The organism is Micromonospora chokoriensis, assembly GCF_900091505.1.
Taxonomy (GTDB): domain Bacteria; phylum Actinomycetota; class Actinomycetes; order Mycobacteriales; family Micromonosporaceae; genus Micromonospora; species Micromonospora chokoriensis.
On record NZ_LT607409.1, the window covers coordinates 6675169 to 6696468 of the forward strand.

A 21300-nucleotide genomic window follows, 5' to 3' on the forward strand; every position below is an offset into this window, starting at 1 on the left:
GACCTCCTCTTACTAAAATCCGGCCGCACGACTCTTCCAGTACGCAGTCTTCCACACGGCGAACGCATCGCGGTCGATGCCACTCGGTATACGAGTTCCAACGTTGATATGAAGTTGTCGGAACCAGCCCTGATGCATCGATTGAGTTAGTTCGGCGAGTGGGCCATCCTGGGTCTGCAGCATATGGTGAAGAACTACGGGGTTATCGTCCGGCCCCATTGGCGCGAGACCCTGCTGCATCCGCTTCAAATTCGTCCTGCCATATTTATCTTTCGGCGAAGTGTAATTCGGATCAACCAAGTCGTCGCGCTGATAGACGCGCTGCCCATCGACATCTGTTGGTGTCCATTTTCCGCCGCAGTTGTGCACGAGTACCGACGCGCTGCCGGCGATTACATAGTACGTGTGGGTGTTGGCGACGGTGAGGTTGTGGACGGTGGCCCACTCGGTGCTCCAGCGCTCGATTGCCGTGATCTGCACGAGGGTGCCGGCGCTGGTTCGCAGCATCTGGCCGGTTCGCAGGTCGGTGGCGTCGACCCATTCGTCCAGCTCCGGCACCCAGAACGGGTGACCGTCGGTCGCCGTGACCTCGGCCGTGTCCGAACCCTGCTCACCGTCGGTGTCGATGGTGACCTTCACCAGGTTCTTGACACCCTCACCCGTGATCGCGGCGGTGACCGTCTCCACCTCGACCCGACCCGTCTCCGGATCGGTCACCTGGACCTTGTCGCCCGGCTTGACGTCCTCGATCGGCTTCGTTGACCCGTCGGCCATCAGAACCTTGGTGCCAGGGACGAAACTATTGCCGTCTGTCGGGCACGAACCGCCGGCGTCAGGCTTGCCGGCGCCGCCGCCTCCGCTGGTTCCGCCATTACTGCGACCGGAAGCACCCGACGCACCACCGGGCTTAGCGTCGCCTTTGCCGGCACCGCCGGAACTCTTGTTACCGCCGGACTTGCCGGCACCGCTCGATCCGGCCGACGATCCCTTCGGATTGCCCTTCGCCTGGGCCTGTTTCTGGACCGGGTTGCCGGTCTTCTTCGACGCCTGCGTCGCCTTGTTGCTCGTCGTGTTGACCTTGTCGGCGGCCTTCTTCTTGGCTGCCTGCGCGGCCTTCTTCGCCCGCTCGATCGCCAGCTTCTTGGCGTTCAACGCGGCTGTCTCCGCCGCCCGGGCGGCAGCTAGGACAGCCTCGGCGGCTCTCTTCGCTGCCCGCCACGCCTGGATCGCGTCGATCGTCCGGTTGACCGCCCGCATCACGGCCGGGATCTTGCCGAGCTTGGCCCACGGAATCGCCCCGATGATCAAGCTGCCGCACGCCCACATGTCACCGCCGAAGCAGTTCATGGCGTCGTTGATGCCGATGAACTCCTTAAGGATGTACCAGGCCGAGTCGAGCACCACCGACATCAGCGACCGGCCCATGTTCGCCTGCGCCTGCGACACCATCGCCGCCGACAGACCCGCACCGGCCAACGCCGCCGCCGTCTCCGACGCGGTCAACGCCACCGACAGACCCGACGGGTCCGAGTGGGTCACCGGATTGTTGTGGGCATACGCGTACCCGTTGGACTGCGCCGGGTCAGCCAGATCCGAGATCGGGTCCGCGGCACCCGTGCAGCTCTGCACCGCGAAGGCCGAAGCCGCGGTGTACACGGCCGGCTGCACACACCAGGTGTCGTACGCAGCCAGCGTGCCCAGGTTCGGGTTGCTCTGGTTCGGCGTGGCAGCAAAGCCCCACCGCTGCGCGGGTGACCCATTGCACCCGTACAACTACAAAGGCTGGTTCGGAACGGCCAACCCACGACTGAGGTCGACGGCACTTGTTAGCCAGGCCGACGTACGAGCTCCGGCCCTGGCGCCCGCACCGACGATCCGCTCGACCTGGCCGTCGTAAACTCGTCGCGGCTGCGGCCCCGGAACGGGCCGCCGCTGGCTGTCACGATCAACCGTCGCACCTCACCGCGCGACCCGGAGCGCAGACACTGCGCCAACGCCGAATGCTCCGAGTCGACCGGCACGATCTGCCCCGGCCGCGTCACCGCGGCCCGGACCAGGGGGCCGCCGGCCACCAGCGACTCCTTGTTGGCAAGCGCGAGGGTACGACCAGCACCCAGCGCGGCCAGCGTAGGAGCGAGGCCCAGCGAGCCGACCACCCCGTTGAGCACGATGTCACACGGCCACTGGGCCAACTCGGCCATCGCGTCCGGCCCGGCCACGATCTTGGGAAGCTTGAAGTCACCGGTGGCCCACCCGCGCCGACTCGCCTCCGCGTAGAACGCGAGCTGCAGATCCTGCGCGGCGGACGCCCGAGCCACCCCGACCGCCTCGACGCCCAACTCCAGGGCCTGCGCGGCGAGCAGCTCGACGTTGCCACCGCCCGCACCCACGGCGACCACCCGGAAGCCCGCTGGGAGCGTCAGCCCAGGCCCCGGCGCCGCTTCATGATCGACACGGCATCGTCGATCTGGCGGCATCCTCGCCCGACACCCCCACCTCGCCGAACTCGTGTCGATCAAGCCCTACCGTCCACAGACGTGCCCGATGGCACAGCGAGACCAACGTTCGATTACTCCGATCTGCACGAAGGCCCCGGCGCTCGTTGCGGCATCTGGACGAATCTCACATCCACGCATTGGCATACATGCCATGTACCTGACAGCAACCGTGACAGCAACCCGCGCGCACAACCACACCCCACGGCGCACAAGGTTAACAATCAACAACGGAGCGTTGCATGCCAGTCGCAGAGAACGCGCACCGCTGAAATTTGCAGGAGTCGATTGCTCGGCACTTGTTAATTGCGCGTTGCGGACGCCATTCTTCCTACAGCCCGGGCGTTCGACCCCTGGCCACAAAATCGCGTATGACGACGAGCAGTCGATCTAGAAACTCAGACAAGTCATGCGCAATCTTTCGAGGCTCGCCGAGACCGCCGCTATAGATCCCATCCACGACTTGCCCCGGCGGTAGGTAGTAGGCAGAACAGTCTGCCGAAACCAAGGAGAAGAAGCCGCCGCCGCCGTCCGATCCAAATGTTGCGACGCTTCCGATCGAGTCCGCTTCAACCCGGACCGGTAGGCCCCAATCAACGGATGATGGAAACCTGCTCGCCGGATGGATAAAGTATCCGTTGTGGATGTCCGGGAGGGACACCTCGCCGACCTCGTCATAGAACAGGGCCAGCGCTGGCGGAAGCAGCGGCTTACTCCCGCCAGCCTGAGCCACCTGGTCGGCGTCACTGACGAAGTTCGCGCCGTCTTCGAGTGGGTAGCCGAAGCGGGCCTCAAACACTTGGCCGAGCCGATCGAGCTCAGCGCGGACGTTCGTCTTCCATCCGGCGATCCCACTCATTGATCCTACTTCCAGTAATGCTGTCCGAATAGGTTGTCTATATGCCCCGCGAACATCTCAATTGAGGATCGTGAAGCATTTGGTGCGGCTCTCTGGAAATCCGCCCACATATTCGTAATCTGCTGATGAATATTGTTTCCGGGTCCAGCCCTCGATCCTTGAACCCCGCGCATATTTGCCGGGGAATCGAAGTCGAAGTCATCGAACTCAGGATGGTTCCTGTAATACTGGGGAATTGCGTGGTGCGCATCCCAGTCTCTTGGCAATCTCGGCTGCCCATTCTTTGCAAGGTCAGCGTTGAACCTGCCGCGATAGTTGTCGTCCGCGATATTACACGAGCACGGGTTTCCACGATGATCGACACCGCCGCCGCAGTTGTGGACGAGGACCGGTGTGGTGCCGGCGATTACATAGTACGTGTGGGTGTTGGCGACGGTCAGGTTGTGGACGGTGGCCCACTCGGTGCTCCAGCGCTCGATTGCCGTGATCTGCACGAGGGTGCCGGCGCTGGTGCGCAGCATCTGACCGGATCGCAGGTCGGTGGCGTCGACCCATTCGTCCAGCTCCGGCACCCAGAACGGGTGACCGTCGGTCGCCGTGACCTCGGCCGTGTCCGAACCCCGGTCACCGTCGGTGTCGATGGTGACCTTCACCAGGTGCTTGACACCCTCACCCGTGATCGCGGCGGTGACCGTCTCCACCTCGACCCGACCCGTCTCCGGATCGGTCACCTGGACCTTGTCGCCCGGCTTGACGTCCTCGATCGGCTTCGTTGACCCGTCGGCCATCAGAACCTTGGTGCCAGGGACGAAACTATTGCCGTCTGTCGGGCACGAACCGCCGGCGTCAGGCTTGCCGGCGCCGCCGCCTCCGCTGGTTCCGCCATTACTGCGACCGGAAGCACCCGATGCACCACCGGGCTTAGCGTCGCCCTTGCCGGCACCGCCGGAACTCTTGTTACCGCCGGACTTGCCGGCACCGCTCGATCCGGCCGACGATCCCTTCGGATTGCCCTTCGCCTGGGCCTGTTTCTGGACCGGGTTACCCGTCTTCTTCGACGCCTGTGTCGCCTTGTTGCTCGTCGTGTTGACCTTGTCGGCGGCCTTCTTCTTGGCTGCCTGCGCGGCCTTCTTCGCCCGCTCGATCGCCAGCTTCTTGGCGTTCAACGCGGCTGTCTCCGCCGCCCGGGCGGCAGCCAGCACCGCCTCAGCAGCCCGCTTCGCTGCCCGCCACGCCTGGATCGCGTCGATCGTCCGGTTGACCGCCCGCATCACCGCCGGGATCTTGCCGAGCTTGGCCCACGGAATCGCCCCGATGATCAAGCTGCCGCAGGCCCACATGTCACCGCCGAAGCAGTTCATGGCGTCGTTGATGCCGATGAACTCCTTGAGGATGTACCAGGCCGAGTCGAGCACCACCGACATCAGCGACCGGCCCATGTTCGCCTGCGCCTGCGACACCATCGCCGCCGACAGACCCGCACCGGCCAACGCCGCCGCCGTCTCCGACGCGGTCAACGCCACCGACAGACCCGACGGGTCCGAGTGGGTCACCGGATTGTTGTGGGCATACGCGTACCCGTTGGACTGCGCCGGGTCGGCCAGGTCCAGGACCGGGTCCGCGGACAGGAACCGCCCCACCGTCGGGTCGTACAGACGCGCACCAAGCGGGGTGAAACCCGAAGCGTCATCACGGACCGCACCGAGGAAACCGGTGTTGTTCTGCATGTTGACGGCGAGCGGAGCGCTGCCCCGCTGGTTGCCGAACGGATCCTGTTTCCGGATCCGCACCGGCATCGCCGTGTCGTACATGCCGACCTCGGCATACGTGCTGCCCTGATGGTCACCGGCCAGGGCCAACAGATGGGAGCCGGCGACGGCACGGTTCGCGTAACGCACCACGGTGCCACCCGGCGCGGCGTACGAGCGCTGGACGGAAACCTGCACCCCGCCCCGCTGCACCGTCAGCTGCGCCTCGCCCAGGTTCAGGGTGGCCTGCCGCTGCTGGATCGTCAGCAGACGCGTGCCACCCGGCCCGTAGATGTGCCGGGTCGTGGCGTTATCCGAGGTAGGGGGTGTCGCGGCGCTGGGCGTGGTGGTGGAGGCGGAGGCGGACGGTGTCGTGGATGGGGATGTGGTCGAAGTCGGTGGGGTGGATGAAGCGGACCTCGGTGGACTCGTCGCTAACGGTCAGCGTGCCGTCGGTGACTCGCGCGAGGTAGGTCACGGTGAACTCCTGCCGCACCTCACCGTCGGCGTATGCGATGACGTGCGCCGGGTCGGTGTAGATGCCGAGCAGGCCGGTGATCTCGACGTCAAGGCCGGTCTCTTCCTTGACCTCACGGACGGCGCACTGTTGAAGGGTTTCGCCGATGTCCATGGCGCCGCCGGGTAGTGCCCAGTTGCCAGAGTCGGTGCGCCGTTGCAGCAGGACGCGGCCTTGCACGTCGGTGACGAGGGCGGCGGCGCCGGGGACGAGGCTGTTCGCGGCGGGTGCCTGGGGGTCGTGGTAGTAGTCGCGCCGGCCGGTCACCGGGTCTCCTTGGGGTAGGCGGTGGTGGTTTGCCAGATCTGTTCGAACTGGTCGGCGTGGGCGGCGAAGATGCCGTGCGGGGAGAGTTCGCGCAGGTGCAGGGCGGGGTGTTGGTAGCCGCGGGCGCGGTACAGGTGTGGGGTGACGATCATCTGGTGGTCGAAGCGGAACACCGAGTTGTACAGGTGCACGGTGTGCAGGCCGATCTCCACCCCTGGCACGCCGTGGAGGGGTTCGCAGAAGTTGAGGGCGTTGCGGATCCGGCCAGGCAGAGTGCCGCCGATCTGTTCAAGGGCGTCGCGTTCAGCCACGTGCGGGCAGTCGGGGTCGGCGAATGCGAGCCGGAACCGGGCGCCGTTGGCGGCCTTGTCGGTGATGAGTTGCATGGTGTTGGGCAGCAGCTCTAGGAGGAACGGGTAGGCGTAGCCGAGCAGGTCGATCCGGCTGGTGGCGCCGGCGAGGAGGGCTGCCCAGACGTGGTGGGGGATGTCGGCGCGGTGGGCGTAGGCGGCGACGACCTCGGCGGTGGCTTCCGCGCCCGGTGCCTGGTCGGGGCGGGTCTGGGGCCACAGGTCGGCTTCGGTCTCGCCGAGGGCGTCGGCGACGGCGAGGCGGGTGCGTTGGTGCGGGACGCGGCCGGCGAGCCACCGGGTGACGGTCTTGACGTCGACACCGACGGCTGTGGCGAGGGCGGCGGGGTCGAGGTGGGCGCGGAGCATGGCCGCGCGGAGGCGGTGACTCATACCGTCCCACGGTAGTGGACACAGCGGGACGCACCAGGGTCGTGGAAGTGTCCGGGGTGGTGTCCGTCGGGACGTTGGGGTGCCCGAGGCTGGTTTATAGGTTCAGCGGCAGGGCCTCGCTGGTTCGCTTGCGGCAGATTCGCCGGGCAGGTGGGTGCCAGGGGAAGGGGTTGTCGCCGGCCCGGGATGCGGTCGGTTCGGGTGTCGGCGGCAGTCCCTTCCCCCTTTCAACGTTCCGGAGGGGTGGTGGGGTGGGTGTCGGTGCATCAGCCGGTACGGCCGCAGTGGATCTGCGCGGGGTGCGGCGCGGCGTGGCCGTGTCGGACACGCAAGCGGCAGCTCGTGGCGGAGTTCACCGGTGCGCGGGTGTCGCTGATGCTGCACCTGTCGGCGTACCTGGTGCAGGCGTGCGAGGACCTGCCGCACTCCCCGTCGGGGGTGTTGCACGCGCGGTTCCTCGCCTGGCCACGCTCGGCGGTGCTGCGCAGCGAGTAGCGGGGCGCCCCGACCAGGATCATGGGTCCGGGTCGGGGCGCCGCTGGTCGGGTGTCAGTCGTCGGCGGGTGGGGTGTCGTCGTCTGGGTCGGTGTCGTCGGGGTGTAGGGCTCGGTTCATGGCTTCGATGGCATTACGGTGCAGGCGGGGTCGGACGTGGGCGTAGATGTCGGCGGTGACGTGCAGCCGGGCGTGGCCGAGGAGTTCCTTGATGGTGACGAGTTCGACGCCCTGTTCCAGCAGCAGCGTGGCGCAGGTGTGTCGGAGGTCGTGGAAGCGGATGTAGCGGACCTCGGCGAGGTAGCAGATTGTCTCGTGCTGGCGATGCACGTTGGCGGGGCCGAGCGGACGGCCCGTAGTTGAGGCGAACACCAGGTCGAGATCTGCCAAGGTGTCGCCGGCTTCCCGCCGGTCGATGTCCTGGCCTTGGCGGTAGCGGTAGCGGGTCAGCGAGGTGATGCAGTCGCGGGGTAGCAGGATCCGCCGTTGTGAGGCGTCCGCCGAGGGCAGCAACCAGCACAGAGGAAGCGCAGCCGTCGACAGCATTCGGTCACCGTACGCAGTCGTCGGAAATTAGACTCGAAGGGCCAGGCCAACGATTTACCAGATACCCGGCCTGGCTCCTTCGAGCCGCCTTTAGCGTTACGCCGCGCCGGTAAGCGCCTTATTGTGGATTCACCTTCTCCCGCGAGGATTGCCACGCCCGTCTGCAGCGCCTTGGGAAAGCCCATCCCGAGCAGCTCGATACCTATCCACTACGAACTCCCGCCAAGCCGTCGGAGAATTCTTGACATTCCCTCCACAGCACCTCTCAGCGTATCGTCAAGAGCAGCAAGATACTCCACGCGATTTTGAGCGTAAGCGCCAGAGGACACCTTTTTCCACGCATCCCGGTAAGCATCCTCTAGACCAAGGACCTCTTCGACAAGCTCTGCTCTCTGGTCGAACGAAAGACCGACTGCGCCCTGCAGGATCATGCTTAATTGCGCCCTGGTCGAAATAACGTCCCCAACGAGCCGAACATGCGCTAGACCAACCCTCTTACTTAAAAGGATCTCCGCAAGAACAGCGTCGTGATGTTCCTCTTGATCCAGCAACGTAGCCCCTAGCCTAAAGTCCTTTTGAGCGCAACCATTCCTCGCGCTCCCGCTGGTATATCCACGCCACCAGCTCGCAAAATCGACACGCAGTATGTTACGCAACTATTGTGGATGCCGTCATAGCCGCCGAGGTCCGCTCCAATTGAGCTTTGCTGTGCGCGCATGGCCGCTCCTACGTCAGGAACATCGAAGGTTCGCTCAATAACGTTTGGACCAAGTGACTCCGCTCGCGCACCCGTCGTCGGGAGACCATTTGGGCTTCCTACCCCATCCCATCCTGGGATTACTTGTTCAGTCTCCAGCGACCTGCCGCCACCCTCTACCCGAATCGTGGCATGCTCCATATCTTCGTCCCAACGCACCGTTGCCTTGCCGCGGCAGTTGTGGACGAGGACCGGTGCATCACCGGCTATCACATAGTACGTGTGGATGTTGGCGACGGTGAGGTTGTGGACGGTAGCCCACTCCGTGGTCCAGCGCTCGATTGCCGTGATCTGCACGAGGGTGCCGGCGCTGGTTCGCAGCATCTGGCCGGTTCGCAGGTCGGTGGCGTCGACCCACTCGTTCAGCTCCGGCACCCAGAACGGGTGACCGTCGGTCGCCGTGACCTCGGCCGTGTCCGACCCCTGCTCACCGTCGGTGTCGATGGTGACCTTCACCAGGTTCTTGACACCCTCACCCGTGATCGCGGCGGTGACCGTCTCCACCTCGACCCGACCCGTCTCCGGATCAGTCACCTGGACCTTGTCACCCGGCTCGACATCCTCGATCGGCTTCGTCGATCCGTCGGCCATGAGCACCTTGGTGCCGGGCACGAAACTGTTGGTGAGGCACTCGCCGTCGGGCTTGCCGGCACCGCCACCTCCGCTGGTACCGCCACTACTGCGACCGGAAGCACCCGACGCACCACCGGGCTTAGCGTCGCCCTTGCCGGCACCGCCGGAACTCTTGTTACCGCCGGACTTGCCGGCACCGCTCGATCCGGCCGACGATCCCTTCGGATTGCCCTTCGCCTGGGCCTGTTTCTGGACCGGGTTACCCGTCTTCTTCGACGCCTGTGTCGCCTTGTTGCTCGTCGTGTTGACCTTGTCGGCGGCCTTCTTCTTGGCTGCCTGCGCGGCCTTCTTCGCCCGCTCGATCGCCAGCTTCTTGGCGTTCAACGCGGCTGTCTCCGCCGCCCGGGCGGCAGCCAGCACCGCCTCAGCAGCCCGCTTCGCTGCCCGCCACGCCTGGATCGCGTCGATCGTCCGGTTGACCGCCCGCATCACCGCCGGGATCTTGCCGAGCTTGGCCCACGGAATCGCCCCGATGATCAAGCTGCCGCAGGCCCACATGTCACCGCCGAAGCAGTTCATGGCGTCGTTGATGCCGATGAACTCCTTGAGGATGTACCAGGCCGAGTCGAGCACCACCGACATCAGCGACCGGCCCATGTTCGCCTGCGCCTGCGACACCATCGCCGCCGACAGACCCGCACCGGCCAACGCCGCCGCCGTCTCCGACGCGGTCAACGCCACCGACAGACCCGACGGGTCCGAGTGGGTCACCGGATTGTTGTGGGCATACGCGTACCCGTTGGACTGCGCCGGGTCGGCCAGGTCCAGGACCGGGTCCGCGGACAGGAACCGCCCCACCGTCGGGTCGTACAGACGCGCACCAAGCGGGGTGAAACCCGAAGCGTCATCACGGACCGCACCGAGGAAACCGGTGTTGTTCTGCATGTTGACGGCGAGCGGAGCGCTGCCCCGCTGGTTGCCGAACGGATCCTGTTTCCGGATCCGCACCGGCATCGCCGTGTCGTACATGCCGACCTCGGCATACGTGCTGCCCTGATGGTCACCGGCCAGGGCCAACAGATGGGAGCCGGCGACGGCACGGTTCGCGTAACGCACCACGGTGCCACCCGGCACGGCGTACGAGCGCTGGACGGAAACCTGCACCCCGCCCCGCTGCACGGTCAGCTGCGCCTCACCCAGGTTCAGGGTGGCCTGCCGCTGCTGGATCGTCAGCAGACGCGTGCCACCCGGCCCGTAGATGTGCCGGGTCTCGTCCTGCGCCTCCCACTGCTGCGCGGGCACTGTGGCGCACGCCGCCAACACGATCGGCGTGCCGTCGGCGGTCGCGGCGTCCTTGACGGCGACGCAGAGGCCGGAGGCGGTGTGCTTGAGCTGACCGGTCGACAGGCGTTCCACCTGCTGACCCGCCGCGCCCGTGCAGCTCTGCACGGCGAAGACCGAGCCCGCGGTGTTGGCGGCCGGCTGCACACACCAGGTGTCGTACGCAGCCAGCGTGCCCAGGTTCGGGTTGCTCTGGTTGGGCGTGGCGGCGAAGGCCCACTTTTGCGCGGGTGACTCGTTGCACGGGTACAGCATCAGGGGCTGGTTGGGGACGGCGAGCCCGTTGCTGAGGTCGAGGCACTTGTCGGCCAGGCCGACGTACGGGCTCCGGCCCTTGGTGCCCTCGCCGGCGATCCGCTCGACCTGGCCGTCGTACGTCCACGACAGGGTCTGCTGGTCACCGTTCTGCAGGGAGGTGACGGACTTCGTCTCGCCGGTCAGCTCGTACAGCCGCTCGGCGGCTGCGGTGATCGCGGCGCCGGCCGGGGTGAGGTAGTTCTTGGTGGCCTTGGTGAGGGTGCGCGGCTGGCTGCCGTCGGCCTTGCCATAGGTGTACGTGGTGGTGGCGTCCTTGGCGGTGGCGCCGGTCAGGTCCTTCTCCACCAGCTTGGTGCGGTTACCGAGCAGGTCGTACTCGTACTCCTGCCAGTAGCCGGACTTGTCAGTGCCGGCGGCCACGTTGAGGGTGCCGTCGGTGTTGACCGGGCCCGGGGAGCACAGCGCCTGGTTCTTGGCGGTCCAGGCCGTCTTCAGCCGGCCGAGCGCGTACTGGAAGCACTGCCGCTCCTCGATGCCGGTCGCCTCCTCGCGGATCGCGAGGACGTTGCCGGCGTCGTCGTAGGCGTAGGAGCGGTTGGAGACGAGGTTGCCGCCGACGATGCTCTTGTCGCCGGTCTGCTCGCGGTAGACCTGCTGGCTGTTGAGGGCGCCGCTCGCGTCGTCGTACGAGGCCATCGTCCACACCCGGTACGGCTGGGCGCCGAGGGTGGAGCGCAGCACCTGCCCGTACGGCGAGTAGACGGTCTCCGCGCCGTACCAGTTGTTGCCGGACACCGAGAGCGGCAGACCGTCCTTGGTGTAGCGGACGAGGAGCTTCTCCGACGGCAGGCTGCCGACGGCGGGCAGGGTCGACGACTCGGGCAGACCGGTGTCGGTGTAGGTGCTGTCGTAGGTGTACGAGGTCCGCAGCCCCCAGGTGTCGGCGATGGACTGCGGCAGCGTGAGGGTCGTCGACGTGGGCTGGTAGTCGTCGCTGTAGCTGTTGACCCGCTGGGTGTACGGCAGGCCGTCGGTGTAGCGGGTGGCGCTGGCCGGCAGGCCCTTGCCATTGGCGACGGTGTCGTAGGTGAACTCACCCAGGAGCGTGCCGGTGCTGCTGCCGAGCCGCTGAGACGTCGGGCGGGACAGCTGGTCGTAGCCGTTCCAGACGGTGACGCCGCGGGCGTTGGTGGAGGTCAGCTGCCGGTCCCGGTGGTCGTACGTGATCCGGGTGGTGCCGGAGTCCGGGTCGGTGGAGCTGTCCATCCGGCCGCGCTGGTCGTACGTCCAGGTCCACGGGCGGGTCGGGCTGGCCGAGTGGGTGGCCTGCGCGAGCTGACCACGCGCGTCGTGCTGGTAGCGCATGCTGGTGAACTCGGTGCGGGCGCTGTTGGTGAAGGTGTCGACCCGGGTGGTCCGGCCCAGGGCGTCGGTGAACATCCGGTACGAGGTCGCACCCGCCGGGTTGACCACTGTGGAGTGGTCGGCGCCGTACACGTAGCGGGTGGCCCGGTTCGGCTGTTCGACGCCGTTCAGGACGGGCAGTTCCTGGGTGACCCGGCCGAGGCCGTCGTAGGTGTAGAGGGTGGCGTTCGGTACGGGCCCGGGGTTGTCGGGGTCCACGAACGGCGTGAACAGTTGGCCGCCGGGCGAGCCGTTGGCAAGGTACGCGTTGTTGGTCCGCCACACCTCGCCGGAGCTGTTGTACTCCGTGTCGGTGATCAGTCGGCCGCCGCCGGTGGCCTCCTCCTGGGTCTGCCGTTCGCGGCCCAGGCCGTCGTAGATCGTGACGGAGGTCTGGATCCGGTTCTCGTGCCCCCGGCTGAAGGTGGTGATGACCGGTGGTTTCCCGGCGGGCACGACGTACTGGGCCCGGAAGTCCGGGACGGCAGCGGACGACGGGGTACGCCCGGGGCCCCACGCCTCGACGAGGCGGCCCAGCGCGTCGTACTTCGCCTCGCTGACCCGGTTGTTCAGGTCGGTGGTCTTCACCGTGACGGCGCGGCCCGGATCCAACTCCCGGGTCTGCTTGTGCCCCAGCGAGTTCTCCTCGGTGACGCTGGTGGCCTGGCCGGTGGACGGCGTGTAGGTGATCTTTGAGGTCTTGCCGTCCGGGTCGGTGTTGCTGACCACGCGACCGATGGCGTCGAAGCCGGTGGTGCCGTCGGGCTGGAAGCCCGTGCCGTCGCCCTTCAGCGACCAGGTCTGGGTGGCCAGGCCGCGGGTCGACGCGCCCAGGGCGACGTCGTACGCCTGGCCGTCGTAGGCGACCCGGCCGGCGGAGCTGAGCGTCTTCAGGTCGTCGAAGGTCGCGTCGGCGCAGGTCGTCGGGCTGGTCCGGATCTGCTTGGTCAGCCCGATGAGGTTCTTGTCCTCACGGTTGAGGTAGTGCACCTCGGTGCACGACTCGTCGCCGGTCTTGTCGGTGTCACCAAGCGACTCGATGAGTTCCGGCAGGCCGGAGTCCTCGTCGAACTTCGTCCTCGTCTCGACGGTCCGCAGGGTCCGGGTGTCGTCGCCGGTGCCGGAGGACCGGGTGTACGAGGCCTGCCGAGGCTCCGTGACCCGCCAGGCCTTCAGCGGGCTGAGCCCGTCGTCGCGGGTGCGGGACGCGAGTTCCTGCGCGGCGGGGTACGTGACGCTGCGGGTGAGCCAGTTGGTGTCGGCGTCGCCGGCGTCGGCGTACGTCAACTCCTCGGCGACCCGGCCGGCGAAGGCCTCCCGGTCCTTGGCGATCTCGGCCTCGGTCACGTCCCGGACGGAGACGTTGTCACCCAGGCCCCGGAAGTACCGGGTGACGGACTTGGTCCGCTTGCTGCCGATGTCGGGATCGTCCGCGCCGGTGTAGACGGTGACCTGGTCGACCCCGGCGAACTGGGAGTACGTGCGGGTCGACTTCTTGGTGAACTCCTGTTCGGCGAGCCGCCAGGCCGGCGTGCCGTACGCGTACCGGGTGGTCGTGGTGAACGCGCCGTCCAGGTTGGGGAGTTCCTCGACGCTGTCGACGACGTACTTCTGGAACCAGTCGATGTCCTCGACGGCCGGGTCCGGATGCCAGAAGGCCGGGTAGCAGAACCGGTCGTTGGCCTTCAGCGCCGCGGTGTCGCTCTTGCCGGGCAGGCCGGTGCCCTTGTCGCAGTCGCCCACCGGCGCCTTGTAGTTGATGACGGTCTCGCCGCCGTACTCGTTGATGACCCGGGCGATACGCAGCCGGGCGAAGCCGGGGCGGTTGTCCCGCTTGACGCGGTTCGGCATCTCCTCGGTGTTGGATTCGAAGCGCACCGCGTTGAGCGCGATCTTGTCGTTGTTCCTGCCGTGGCCGGTGCGGGTGATCGACTCCAGCCACAGGGCGGTGTTGGGGCCGGTCTTCAGGATCGGGAACGACTGCTTGAGCTGGTACTCGTCAACGGTCTGGAGGGTCTTCGCCGACGTCCGCTGCGCCGAGGTGGTGATTTTGTCGAGGCGCTTACGGGTGAAGAAGGACGGCGAGGCGTTCCAACACTTCTGGCCGGCGGCACAGCGCAGGTCGGCCGGGGTGTCGTACCAGATCCGGTACTTGTCCGGCTTGGCGCTGGCGAAGTTCTCATCGGTGCAGGTGAGGGAGCCCTCGGCGAAGCAGCGCTCCGCCACGCTGAAGGCGATCCGCGCCAGCGGCGCCTCCGAGAAGAGGGTGTCCCGGCGCTGCCCGTAGTCGATGCGGGTCAGGTAGCCACCCCGGTCGTAGCTGACCGGGTCCTTGAAGTTGAAGTTCCGGGCGTAGTGGTTCGTCTCGCGTTCCCACCAGAGGCTCATCGCGTTGCCGTGGATGTCCTCGACGTAGTCGAGGGACCACCGCCATGCCTGGGTGCAGACCGAGCCGGCCCAGTTGCCCGCCTTGTAGCAGTCCTCGTCGGAGTGGTTGCCGTACACCGGCACGGTAAGCACCGAGTTGGTGACCGGGTCGTCGGCGGCGCTGCCCCGGTCGGACCAGCCCGGCAGGCGGTTGCGACCGAAGTGGTAGCGGGTGCCGTCCCGCGTGGTGACGATCCAGTACTCGCCGTCGGCGTCGCCGTTCGCCAGGCTGGTGTCCTTCACCAACTCGACCTTGGAACCGTCACCGTTGGCGGTGAACCAGGCCTTCTTGCCCTCGTCCCAGACCAGCTCGGTGGTCATGCCGGCGAGCGACAGGGTGGCGTTGTTCTTCGAGCCCCAGCAGAGGTCGGCGGTCCGGTGCGAGGAGTTGTTCGCGCCGGGCTTCTTCGAGTCCTCCCGGCAACTGGCGTAGCTGCGGGTGATCGCGCCCGCGCTGTAGTCCCAGCCGTCGCCGATCCAGGAGGCCTGGTTGTTGGTGGCGGAGGTGCGGCCGTCCACCGACTGCGAGGAGTACGACAGGGCGACCTTCGGCATCAGGCCGGCGGCCGTCTCGGGGGTCTGGACCTGGTACGAGTAGGTGAACGCCCCGGACGACGAACCAGCGGCCCAGGAGCCGGAGGACAGCAGGGGCGTGGCGGTGAAGTCGCCCGCCGCAGACGCTCCGGTGTCCAGCACCCCGACGACGCTCGACCCTTCCGCCGCGGCAGCGCGGGCACCCGGGCCGCTGCCCGCACCCTGCGCCGCGAGCAACGCGCCCACGGGCACCTTGCCCGAGACCACCCGCTGCATCGGCTCGTCCGCGGTGGCCGCGATGCGTGCCGACGCCTTCTTGGTCGGCACCAGCGTCACCTCGCTGGGCACCGTCCGGGCGCTCGCCGTGGCGGGCGCGGACGCCGTCATCCCGCTGCTGCCGGCGGTGGCGCAGTCCCCGGAGTCGGGGGCGTCGAAGACGCAGTCGGGCAGCAGCATGACGCCGAAGCGGTCGGCGGCCAGCGGCCCGTACAGGTCGGCGAACTCGGAGTAGTTGACGTCGAGGGCGACCTCGGCGGCCGGGTCGGCGGTCGCCGGCGGACTGATCTTCATGATCAGGCCCGACACGCTGGCGGCCTGGGACGCCTCGGGGGCGGCAAGGTCGACGGTCCAGGTGCCGGCGAGGGCGGCGGGGTCACCACCCTCCGGTACGCCGAGCGAGACGGGCAGATCGTCGACCTGCTTGGTCACGCCGGGCTCGACGCCGGTCAGGTCCACGACGCCGGAGTCCTGCTGCCACGGCTTGACGGCACCGGGCTTGTACGGGACGACCGGCACCTCGTCGGCGGTGAGTAGGGCGGTCTCGGCTTCCCCGTCCTGACCGACCTGCTTGGTCTTCGGGATGTCGGGCAGTTGGACCTGGGTGTCCTCGCGGCTCATGCCGGCACCGGGCACCGCCCAGGCCGGCGCGGGCACGGATGTCGCGACGAGCGTCGTGGACAGGAACAGCACCATCGCCGTACGGGCACGACGCCCCTGCTCCGTCGAGGTCCGTCGGCCATGCCACCGCCGGGACAGCAACCCGATACCACGCATACGTGTCGACTCCACCCAGGCGCAAAAGAACGAGAAGGCGCGGAAGACCGCGAAAAAGCACGCACCGGATCGGCACGTGCGTGAGCACTCTGCGGTAGGAGTGGCAGCTACTCAAGGCCAGCCGGTCGTCACCGATGGGACTGGAAGTGATCTGGGTCACGCCACCATTGATGATCAGTTGGCTGCGGCCGGCAGGAACCGGGCCATCAGGGCAGATGCCACCAGGGGCCCGTGAAACGACTGACCAAACCGTACACAAGATCAAAATCTGCCTGAACGTGCGGCGACAGCCAGGAGGCTTGTAACGGATCGATAACGTTGGCGGGATAGACGAAAAGGCCTCACGTCGTGCGATCGTGTGCTCGCATTTTGCCCCTCGGCCCGCCGAAAGGGGCCACTTGTTGTGCCTTCCTTGTCGCCGGCCCCCCAGGGGAGTAGAAGCGCCGTGACCGTGCCTCGCCTGCTCAGCCCCTTCGTGCGTACGCGCACCAGGCTGATCCTCACCATGGGCGTCCTGCTGGCCGCACTCGTCGCGATCCCTCTCCCGACGCCGTGGGCCGACCAACCTCGCGACAGCGTCCTCGCGCCGACGCCCCCCGCCCCGCGCGACGAGGCGACCGCGATGGCCGATGCGCTGCGGACCGGCACGGACGTGCTCGTGGAGACCGCCACCAGCGCCACCTCACTCACCTGGGCACTGCCGAGTGGACACCTGCGCACCACCACCCACGCCACCCCCCAGCGGACGAAGAACCCCGCTGGACAGTGGGTGGCCGTCGACAACACGCTGACCCGCAACGGGACGGCCGCCGACGGGCTGACCATCCGCCCCGTCAACGCCTTCACGCCGATGCGGTTCTCCGGTGGGAGCGCGCCGGACCAGCGAGACGACGCGTCGACCGTCCTGACCGAGATGGACGTCCAGGGACACACCATCGCGTACACCTGGCCCGGTCGGCTTCCGAAGCCGGTGCTCGACGGTCCGCGCGCCCTCTACCCGGAGGTCCGACCCGGGGTGGACCTGCTCCTCGTCGCGCGCGACGACGGCGGCTTCGCGCAGCTGCTGATCGTCAAGAACCGTGCGGCCGCCACCATCCAGGCGGTCAGCACCCTCACCTACGGACTGCGGTCCGACTCGGTGGTCTTCCGCCGGGACGCGACGACCGGCGGTGTCCAGGCCCTCGACAAGGTCAGCGGTGACGAGGTCAGCTCCATCCCCAGCCCCTTCGCCTGGGACTCCGCGGGACGCGACCCCGAGGCACCCGCCAGCGCCCCCCGTACCGCCGTAGCCACGCCCGCCGACGTGCTGAAGCTGTCCGGCCTCGCCGGCGGCGAGCCCGGCGCACGCCAGGCCCAGATGCCCACGCGCCTCGACGGTGACGGCACGGGTGACGCCCGACTGCACCTCGACGCCGCCGCCACCGGGCTGCTCACCGACGCGGACGTGCTCTTCCCCGTCTTCCTGGATCCGACGATGACCAGCGGCAAGCAGGCCTGGGCCACCGTCTATTCGCAGCACCCGAACACCAACACCTACAACGGCACCAACTTCAACTCCGGGACGACGGACGCCCGGGTGGGCTACGACAAGGACACCCCGCTGCGCGCCCGCTCGTTCTGGCGCATGGGCTACGACACCAAGATCAAGGGTGCGACGGTTACCGCCGCCAGCTTCAAGGTGCTGAACAACCACTCGTGGCAGTGCACGGCCCGGGAGATGCAGCTGTGGCGCACCGGCGCCATCTCCAGCGGCAGCACCTGGAACAAGCAACCGGCGTGGGTGGAGGAGGAGTCCCGGCGGTCCTTCGCCTACGGTTACGGCAGTAACTGCGCCGACGACTACGTCAGCTTCGACGTGAAGAAGGGCGCCCAGGCCGCTGCCAACGGCGGCTGGTCGAACCTCACCCTCGGCATGCGCGCCACCAGCGAGTCCGACACGATCACCTGGCGCAAGTTCCAGGTCAGCTCCGCGGTGTTGAGCGTCACCTACAACCGGCCGCCCAACGAGCCGGTCGACGGGGCCACCTCCCCCGGCGGCCTCTGCGTTCCCGGGCCCGGCGCGGGCGTGACGGTGGCGAAGACCAACGTCGTGCTCTCCGCGAGGTCCTCCGACGCCGACGGCAACCTCAAGAGCCTGCGCTTCCGGTTCTGGAAGAACGGCGCGGCTGTTCCGGCGGGCACCGTGGTCCCGACCACGAGCGACGGCAAGGCCAGCCTGACGATCCCCGCGGGCAACCTGGAGGACAAGGCGGTCTACTCCTGGGAGGTGAGCGCCGAGGACGCGACCGGCGCCTCGTCCTCCTTCTTCCCACCCGGCAACGAGCCGTGCCGCCTCACCATCGACGCCTCCGCGCCGCCGGCGCCGGACGTCACCAGCGACGTCTTCAAGCGGGCCACCCCGGACGGCGCGACGTGGGCGACGATCAAGTTCGGCGAGACCGGTCCCATCACGTTCAGCGCTTCCGGCGCCGCGAGCTTCACGTACTCGTTCGAGAGCATCGGCGCCGTGGCCGTCCCGGCCACCAACGGCACGGCCACCGTGCCCAACCTGGCACCCCGGCACGCCGGGCCCACCACCCTGCACGTGTACGCGTTCGACACCGTCGGTAACCGCAGCGCCCGCACCGACTACACGTTCTACGTGCCGCCCCGCTCGACGGCCGACGGCCCGGGTGACACGGGCGGTGACGGTATTCCCGACCTGCTCCTCGTGGACTCCTCGGGCAACCTGCGCAACTACGCCGGCGACACGGGCGGCGAGTTGTACGCCTGGCTCGTCGGCTCCTACACCGCCGACGGCAGGCTCAACCCCACAGGTCACTGGTTCGACCCGGCCACCGGCAAGGCAGCCCTGCTCACCAAGTACGCCGACGTCTATCCCGGCGACGGCACTACCGACATGTTCGCCCGTACCCCCGACGGTGGGTTCTGGATCTACCCGGGCGACGGGTACGGCACCTTCGACGTCGACCGCCGCCTGCGGGTCCTCCTGCCGCCCACCGGCGTCGGTGGGACCGCCATACCGGCACCCTCGACCTGGACCCAGATCAAGGCGGTCGGTGACATCACCGGCGACAAGCTTCCGGACCTGATCCTGCGAGCCGGAACCGCGTTCTGGACGCTGAGCGGCTACACCGGTGGCAGCTTCCAGGAGGCGACCCTGATGGAGGGCACCGCCTGGGCCCGCCGCGAGATCGTCAACGTGGCGGACATCGACCTGGACGGCACGCCGGACATGCTCTGGCGCAACATGGACAACGGCAACATGTACGTCCGGCACGGCAAACCCGGCTCACTCCCGGGCAGCGTGAACCTGGACTCGCTCAAGTCGGCCGCCGGCTCCCGCAGCGGCGACGTCTCGTACGGGACGGGCTGGTCCGAGGCCAACATCAGCGCGATGATCAGCATCCCGGACGTCAGCGGAGACCGGGTGCCGGACTTCTGGACCCGGTCCGGCACCGACGGCATGATGCGGATCTACCACCCGTCCAAGACCGACACCGGCGGGCCGGTGAAGGTCGTCCTGGGCGACGACTGGCGCGGGGTCAAGTCCTTCGGCTGAGCCGCCGCGTCGCGCGGCAACGGGCTCGAGTGACTGGTTCACTCGGGCCCGTTGCCGTGTGCTGGCGCCTCAATGCATGCGGCTTGCGCGCAGATCTTGGACAGTTTCCGTCACGACCGAACGGAAAGTTTCCAAGATCTGCGGGCCCGCGCCCGACTCGTCGTGGTGCGGTGCCGCACGACGGCCAGCCGGACCGCTGCGCCGACGCAGAGCACGGCCAGTAGGGACAGCAGCACCAGAGCTGGGTTGACCCAGGCGGGCACCAGGTCGTGGGTGGCGTTGCATCGGTCGTGGAGGGGGAACCATCGCGTCGACTCACGCCAGTGGGCTGCGCGGTAGGCGCTGTCGTAGCTGACGCCGGCCTGTCGGCAGGACTCCTCCGAGTTCATGGAGGAACCCGCGAACGCCCCGACGAACCAGGTGACGGCGGTGGCGACGACCGAGAGCGCGGCCGTCGCGGCGAACCAGCCCGGAGTCTTCCAGCGGCCGGTGAGCAGAGGCCGACCCCAGAACCAGAGCACGATCAGGAGGGGTACGGCGAGACAGAGCGCGGTCATCGTGTGGGCTGGCTGACCACCGTGAACTCGACGAAGGCGGTCCAGGCCGAAGGGGTAAAGGTCAGCACCGGCCCCTGCCGGTCCTTGCTGTCGCGTACGCCGACCGTCTCGGCGAAGCCCGCCACCTCGACGCAGTCGCCCTCGCCGCCGGACCGGGTCGAGGTGCGCCAGACTCCGTCACGCTCCATCGGTCATCTCCTTCGCTATGGCCACGATCAGCTCACGGGACTCGTCGGCGCTGAGCGCCCGCTCACTGAGCGAACGCCACGCGTCGTCGTAGATCTCGATTTCGTGGGTCTTGTCAAGGTAGACCGCGCCGCACGGCCCGTCCATGTAGATGGTGGTCGGCTCCGGGGAGCGCACCTCGGACGGGAAGTCGAGCATGGTGAAGGTGCCGGCCTGCGCCCAGCGCACCAGCCCGGCACCGAACGGCAGCACCCGGATGCCGGTCTGGATTCTGCCGCGAAAGATTGCGTTGGGCCAGCAGTGGAACGACCATCGTGGACAGCCAGGACAAGAGATCGGGTCGGTCACCTTCGGGAGTGTTATACCTCAGAGTCATATTTATGACTGTGCGGTATAGCGCTCGTCGGGAGGTCGCCGCTCGGACGGGAGAACCATGGGCTCTGCCGACGATCTACCGCTGCCGCCCCACGTCACCACGGAGGACGTCGTGTTGGCGCTGAGGGCGGTCACCGTGCACACCCCCGAGCGGCCCGACGGTACGCGCTGCCGCAAGGACGAGGCAGCACACCCGTGCCCTCTGCACCGCTGGGGCCGTCGCGTCCTGCAGCGGCGCGGCCTGACCGCTGAGCAGGTGCAGACGTTGATCGCTGGAGGAACGGTGGCGTTGCGTTGAGTGCGCCGCGGTGGATCATCCACCTCCCGACCACGCTGACCAGCCTCGACGAGGTGACCGCGCTGGCCGTGGCGCTCCGCGACTCGCTCGGTCACCTCGCCGTCGTCGACTTCGGTGAGATCACGCTCAGCGAGGAGGACGCGCAGTTCCTGCGTACCCGAGTGTTCTGTGACGCCCGGCTCGGCGATGCCGGTCGTTGCCGGCGGCGCGACGCCCACGACGGATCCTGCGCTGCGGCGATCGACTCGGCTTCATGAAAGTCGGGGTGTCCGCAGTCCGCGGACACCCCGACCTCACTGAAACTG

11 protein-coding genes and 5 pseudogenes are annotated in these 21300 nt (G+C 67.6%); 4 read left to right on the forward strand and 12 right to left on the reverse strand.

Annotation, left to right across the window (positions count from 1 at the left end; translation table 11 throughout):
• Positions 1-12 precede the first annotated feature (12 nt).
• The 7 genes and pseudogenes from GA0070612_RS33150 to GA0070612_RS30230 form a co-directional block, all read right to left on the reverse strand.
• Positions 13-369: an HNH/ENDO VII family nuclease gene (locus GA0070612_RS33150; protein ID WP_269458293.1), complete on the reverse strand. Its 357-nt coding sequence runs from the start codon at positions 367-369 to the stop codon at positions 13-15.
• Positions 355-1896, reverse strand: a pseudogene (locus tag GA0070612_RS30205) (polymorphic toxin-type HINT domain-containing protein); the annotation flags it as partial. The gene GA0070612_RS33150 and the pseudogene GA0070612_RS30205, both read right to left, overlap by 15 nt.
• Positions 1893-2423 (reverse strand): annotated as a pseudogene (locus GA0070612_RS30210) (1-deoxy-D-xylulose-5-phosphate reductoisomerase); the annotation flags it as partial. The pseudogenes GA0070612_RS30210 and GA0070612_RS30205, both read right to left, overlap by 4 nt.
• Before the next feature lie 403 nt (positions 2424-2826).
• Positions 2827-3354, reverse strand: coding sequence for a hypothetical protein (locus GA0070612_RS31720; RefSeq protein ID WP_157742644.1), 528 nt, complete (start codon positions 3352-3354; stop codon positions 2827-2829).
• Between the two features lie 362 nt (positions 3355-3716).
• Positions 3717-5408 (reverse strand): annotated as a pseudogene (locus tag GA0070612_RS30220) (RHS repeat-associated core domain-containing protein); the annotation flags it as partial.
• A 4-nt stretch (positions 5409-5412) separates the two neighbouring features.
• Entirely contained in the window at positions 5413-5886 is a 474-nt protein-coding gene (locus GA0070612_RS30225) for an NUDIX domain-containing protein (RefSeq protein WP_088991010.1), read from the reverse strand.
• Positions 5883-6605, reverse strand: a complete 723-nt coding sequence (locus GA0070612_RS30230) for a helix-turn-helix domain-containing protein (RefSeq protein WP_231924733.1) — start codon at positions 6603-6605, stop codon at positions 5883-5885. Before GA0070612_RS30230 ends, GA0070612_RS30225 begins: the two co-directional genes overlap by 4 nt.
• A 270-nt stretch (positions 6606-6875) precedes the next feature.
• Here GA0070612_RS30230 and GA0070612_RS30235 point away from each other — a divergent pair, with 270 nt between their 5' ends.
• A complete protein-coding gene (locus GA0070612_RS30235) occupies positions 6876-7124 on the forward strand; it encodes a flavin reductase (protein WP_088991866.1) in 249 nt (82 codons plus the stop codon).
• A gap of 54 nt (positions 7125-7178) precedes the next feature.
• On the opposite strand, the pseudogene GA0070612_RS30240 reads toward GA0070612_RS30235, so the two are convergent.
• A pseudogene (locus GA0070612_RS30240) lies at positions 7179-7631 on the reverse strand (tyrosine-type recombinase/integrase); the annotation flags it as partial.
• Positions 7632-8229: 598 nt separating this feature from the next.
• Entirely contained in the window at positions 8230-16017 is a 7788-nt protein-coding gene (locus GA0070612_RS30245; RefSeq protein ID WP_088991012.1) for an RHS repeat-associated core domain-containing protein, read from the reverse strand.
• Between the two features lie 445 nt (positions 16018-16462).
• Between GA0070612_RS30245 and GA0070612_RS30250 the strand changes: the two genes are divergently transcribed.
• On the forward strand, positions 16463-19579 hold the full coding sequence (locus GA0070612_RS30250) for a DNRLRE domain-containing protein (RefSeq protein WP_088991013.1): 3117 nt from the start codon (positions 16463-16465) through the stop codon (positions 19577-19579).
• 110 nt (positions 19580-19689) lie between these two features.
• Here the strand turns inward: GA0070612_RS30250 and GA0070612_RS30255 are convergent, their stop codons facing one another.
• The 3 genes and pseudogenes from GA0070612_RS30255 to GA0070612_RS30265 all read right to left on the reverse strand — a co-directional run.
• Positions 19690-20136: a hypothetical protein gene (locus GA0070612_RS30255; protein WP_088991014.1), complete on the reverse strand. Its 447-nt coding sequence runs from the start codon at positions 20134-20136 to the stop codon at positions 19690-19692.
• Positions 20133-20324, reverse strand: coding sequence for a DUF397 domain-containing protein (locus GA0070612_RS30260; RefSeq protein WP_088991015.1), 192 nt, complete (start codon positions 20322-20324; stop codon positions 20133-20135). The genes GA0070612_RS30255 and GA0070612_RS30260 overlap by 4 nt, the downstream gene beginning before the upstream one ends.
• Positions 20314-20595, reverse strand: a pseudogene (locus tag GA0070612_RS30265) (Scr1 family TA system antitoxin-like transcriptional regulator); the annotation flags it as partial. The gene GA0070612_RS30260 and the pseudogene GA0070612_RS30265, both read right to left, overlap by 11 nt.
• A gap of 160 nt (positions 20596-20755) precedes the next feature.
• Between GA0070612_RS30265 and GA0070612_RS30270 the strand changes: the two are divergent.
• Both GA0070612_RS30270 and GA0070612_RS30275 read left to right on the forward strand, forming a co-directional pair.
• Positions 20756-20995: a hypothetical protein gene (locus tag GA0070612_RS30270; RefSeq protein ID WP_088991016.1), complete on the forward strand. Its 240-nt coding sequence runs from the start codon at positions 20756-20758 to the stop codon at positions 20993-20995.
• Positions 20992-21252, forward strand: coding sequence for a hypothetical protein (locus tag GA0070612_RS30275; protein ID WP_088991017.1), 261 nt, complete (start codon positions 20992-20994; stop codon positions 21250-21252). The genes GA0070612_RS30270 and GA0070612_RS30275 overlap by 4 nt, the downstream gene beginning before the upstream one ends.
• The last annotated feature ends 48 nt before the right edge of the window (positions 21253-21300 follow it).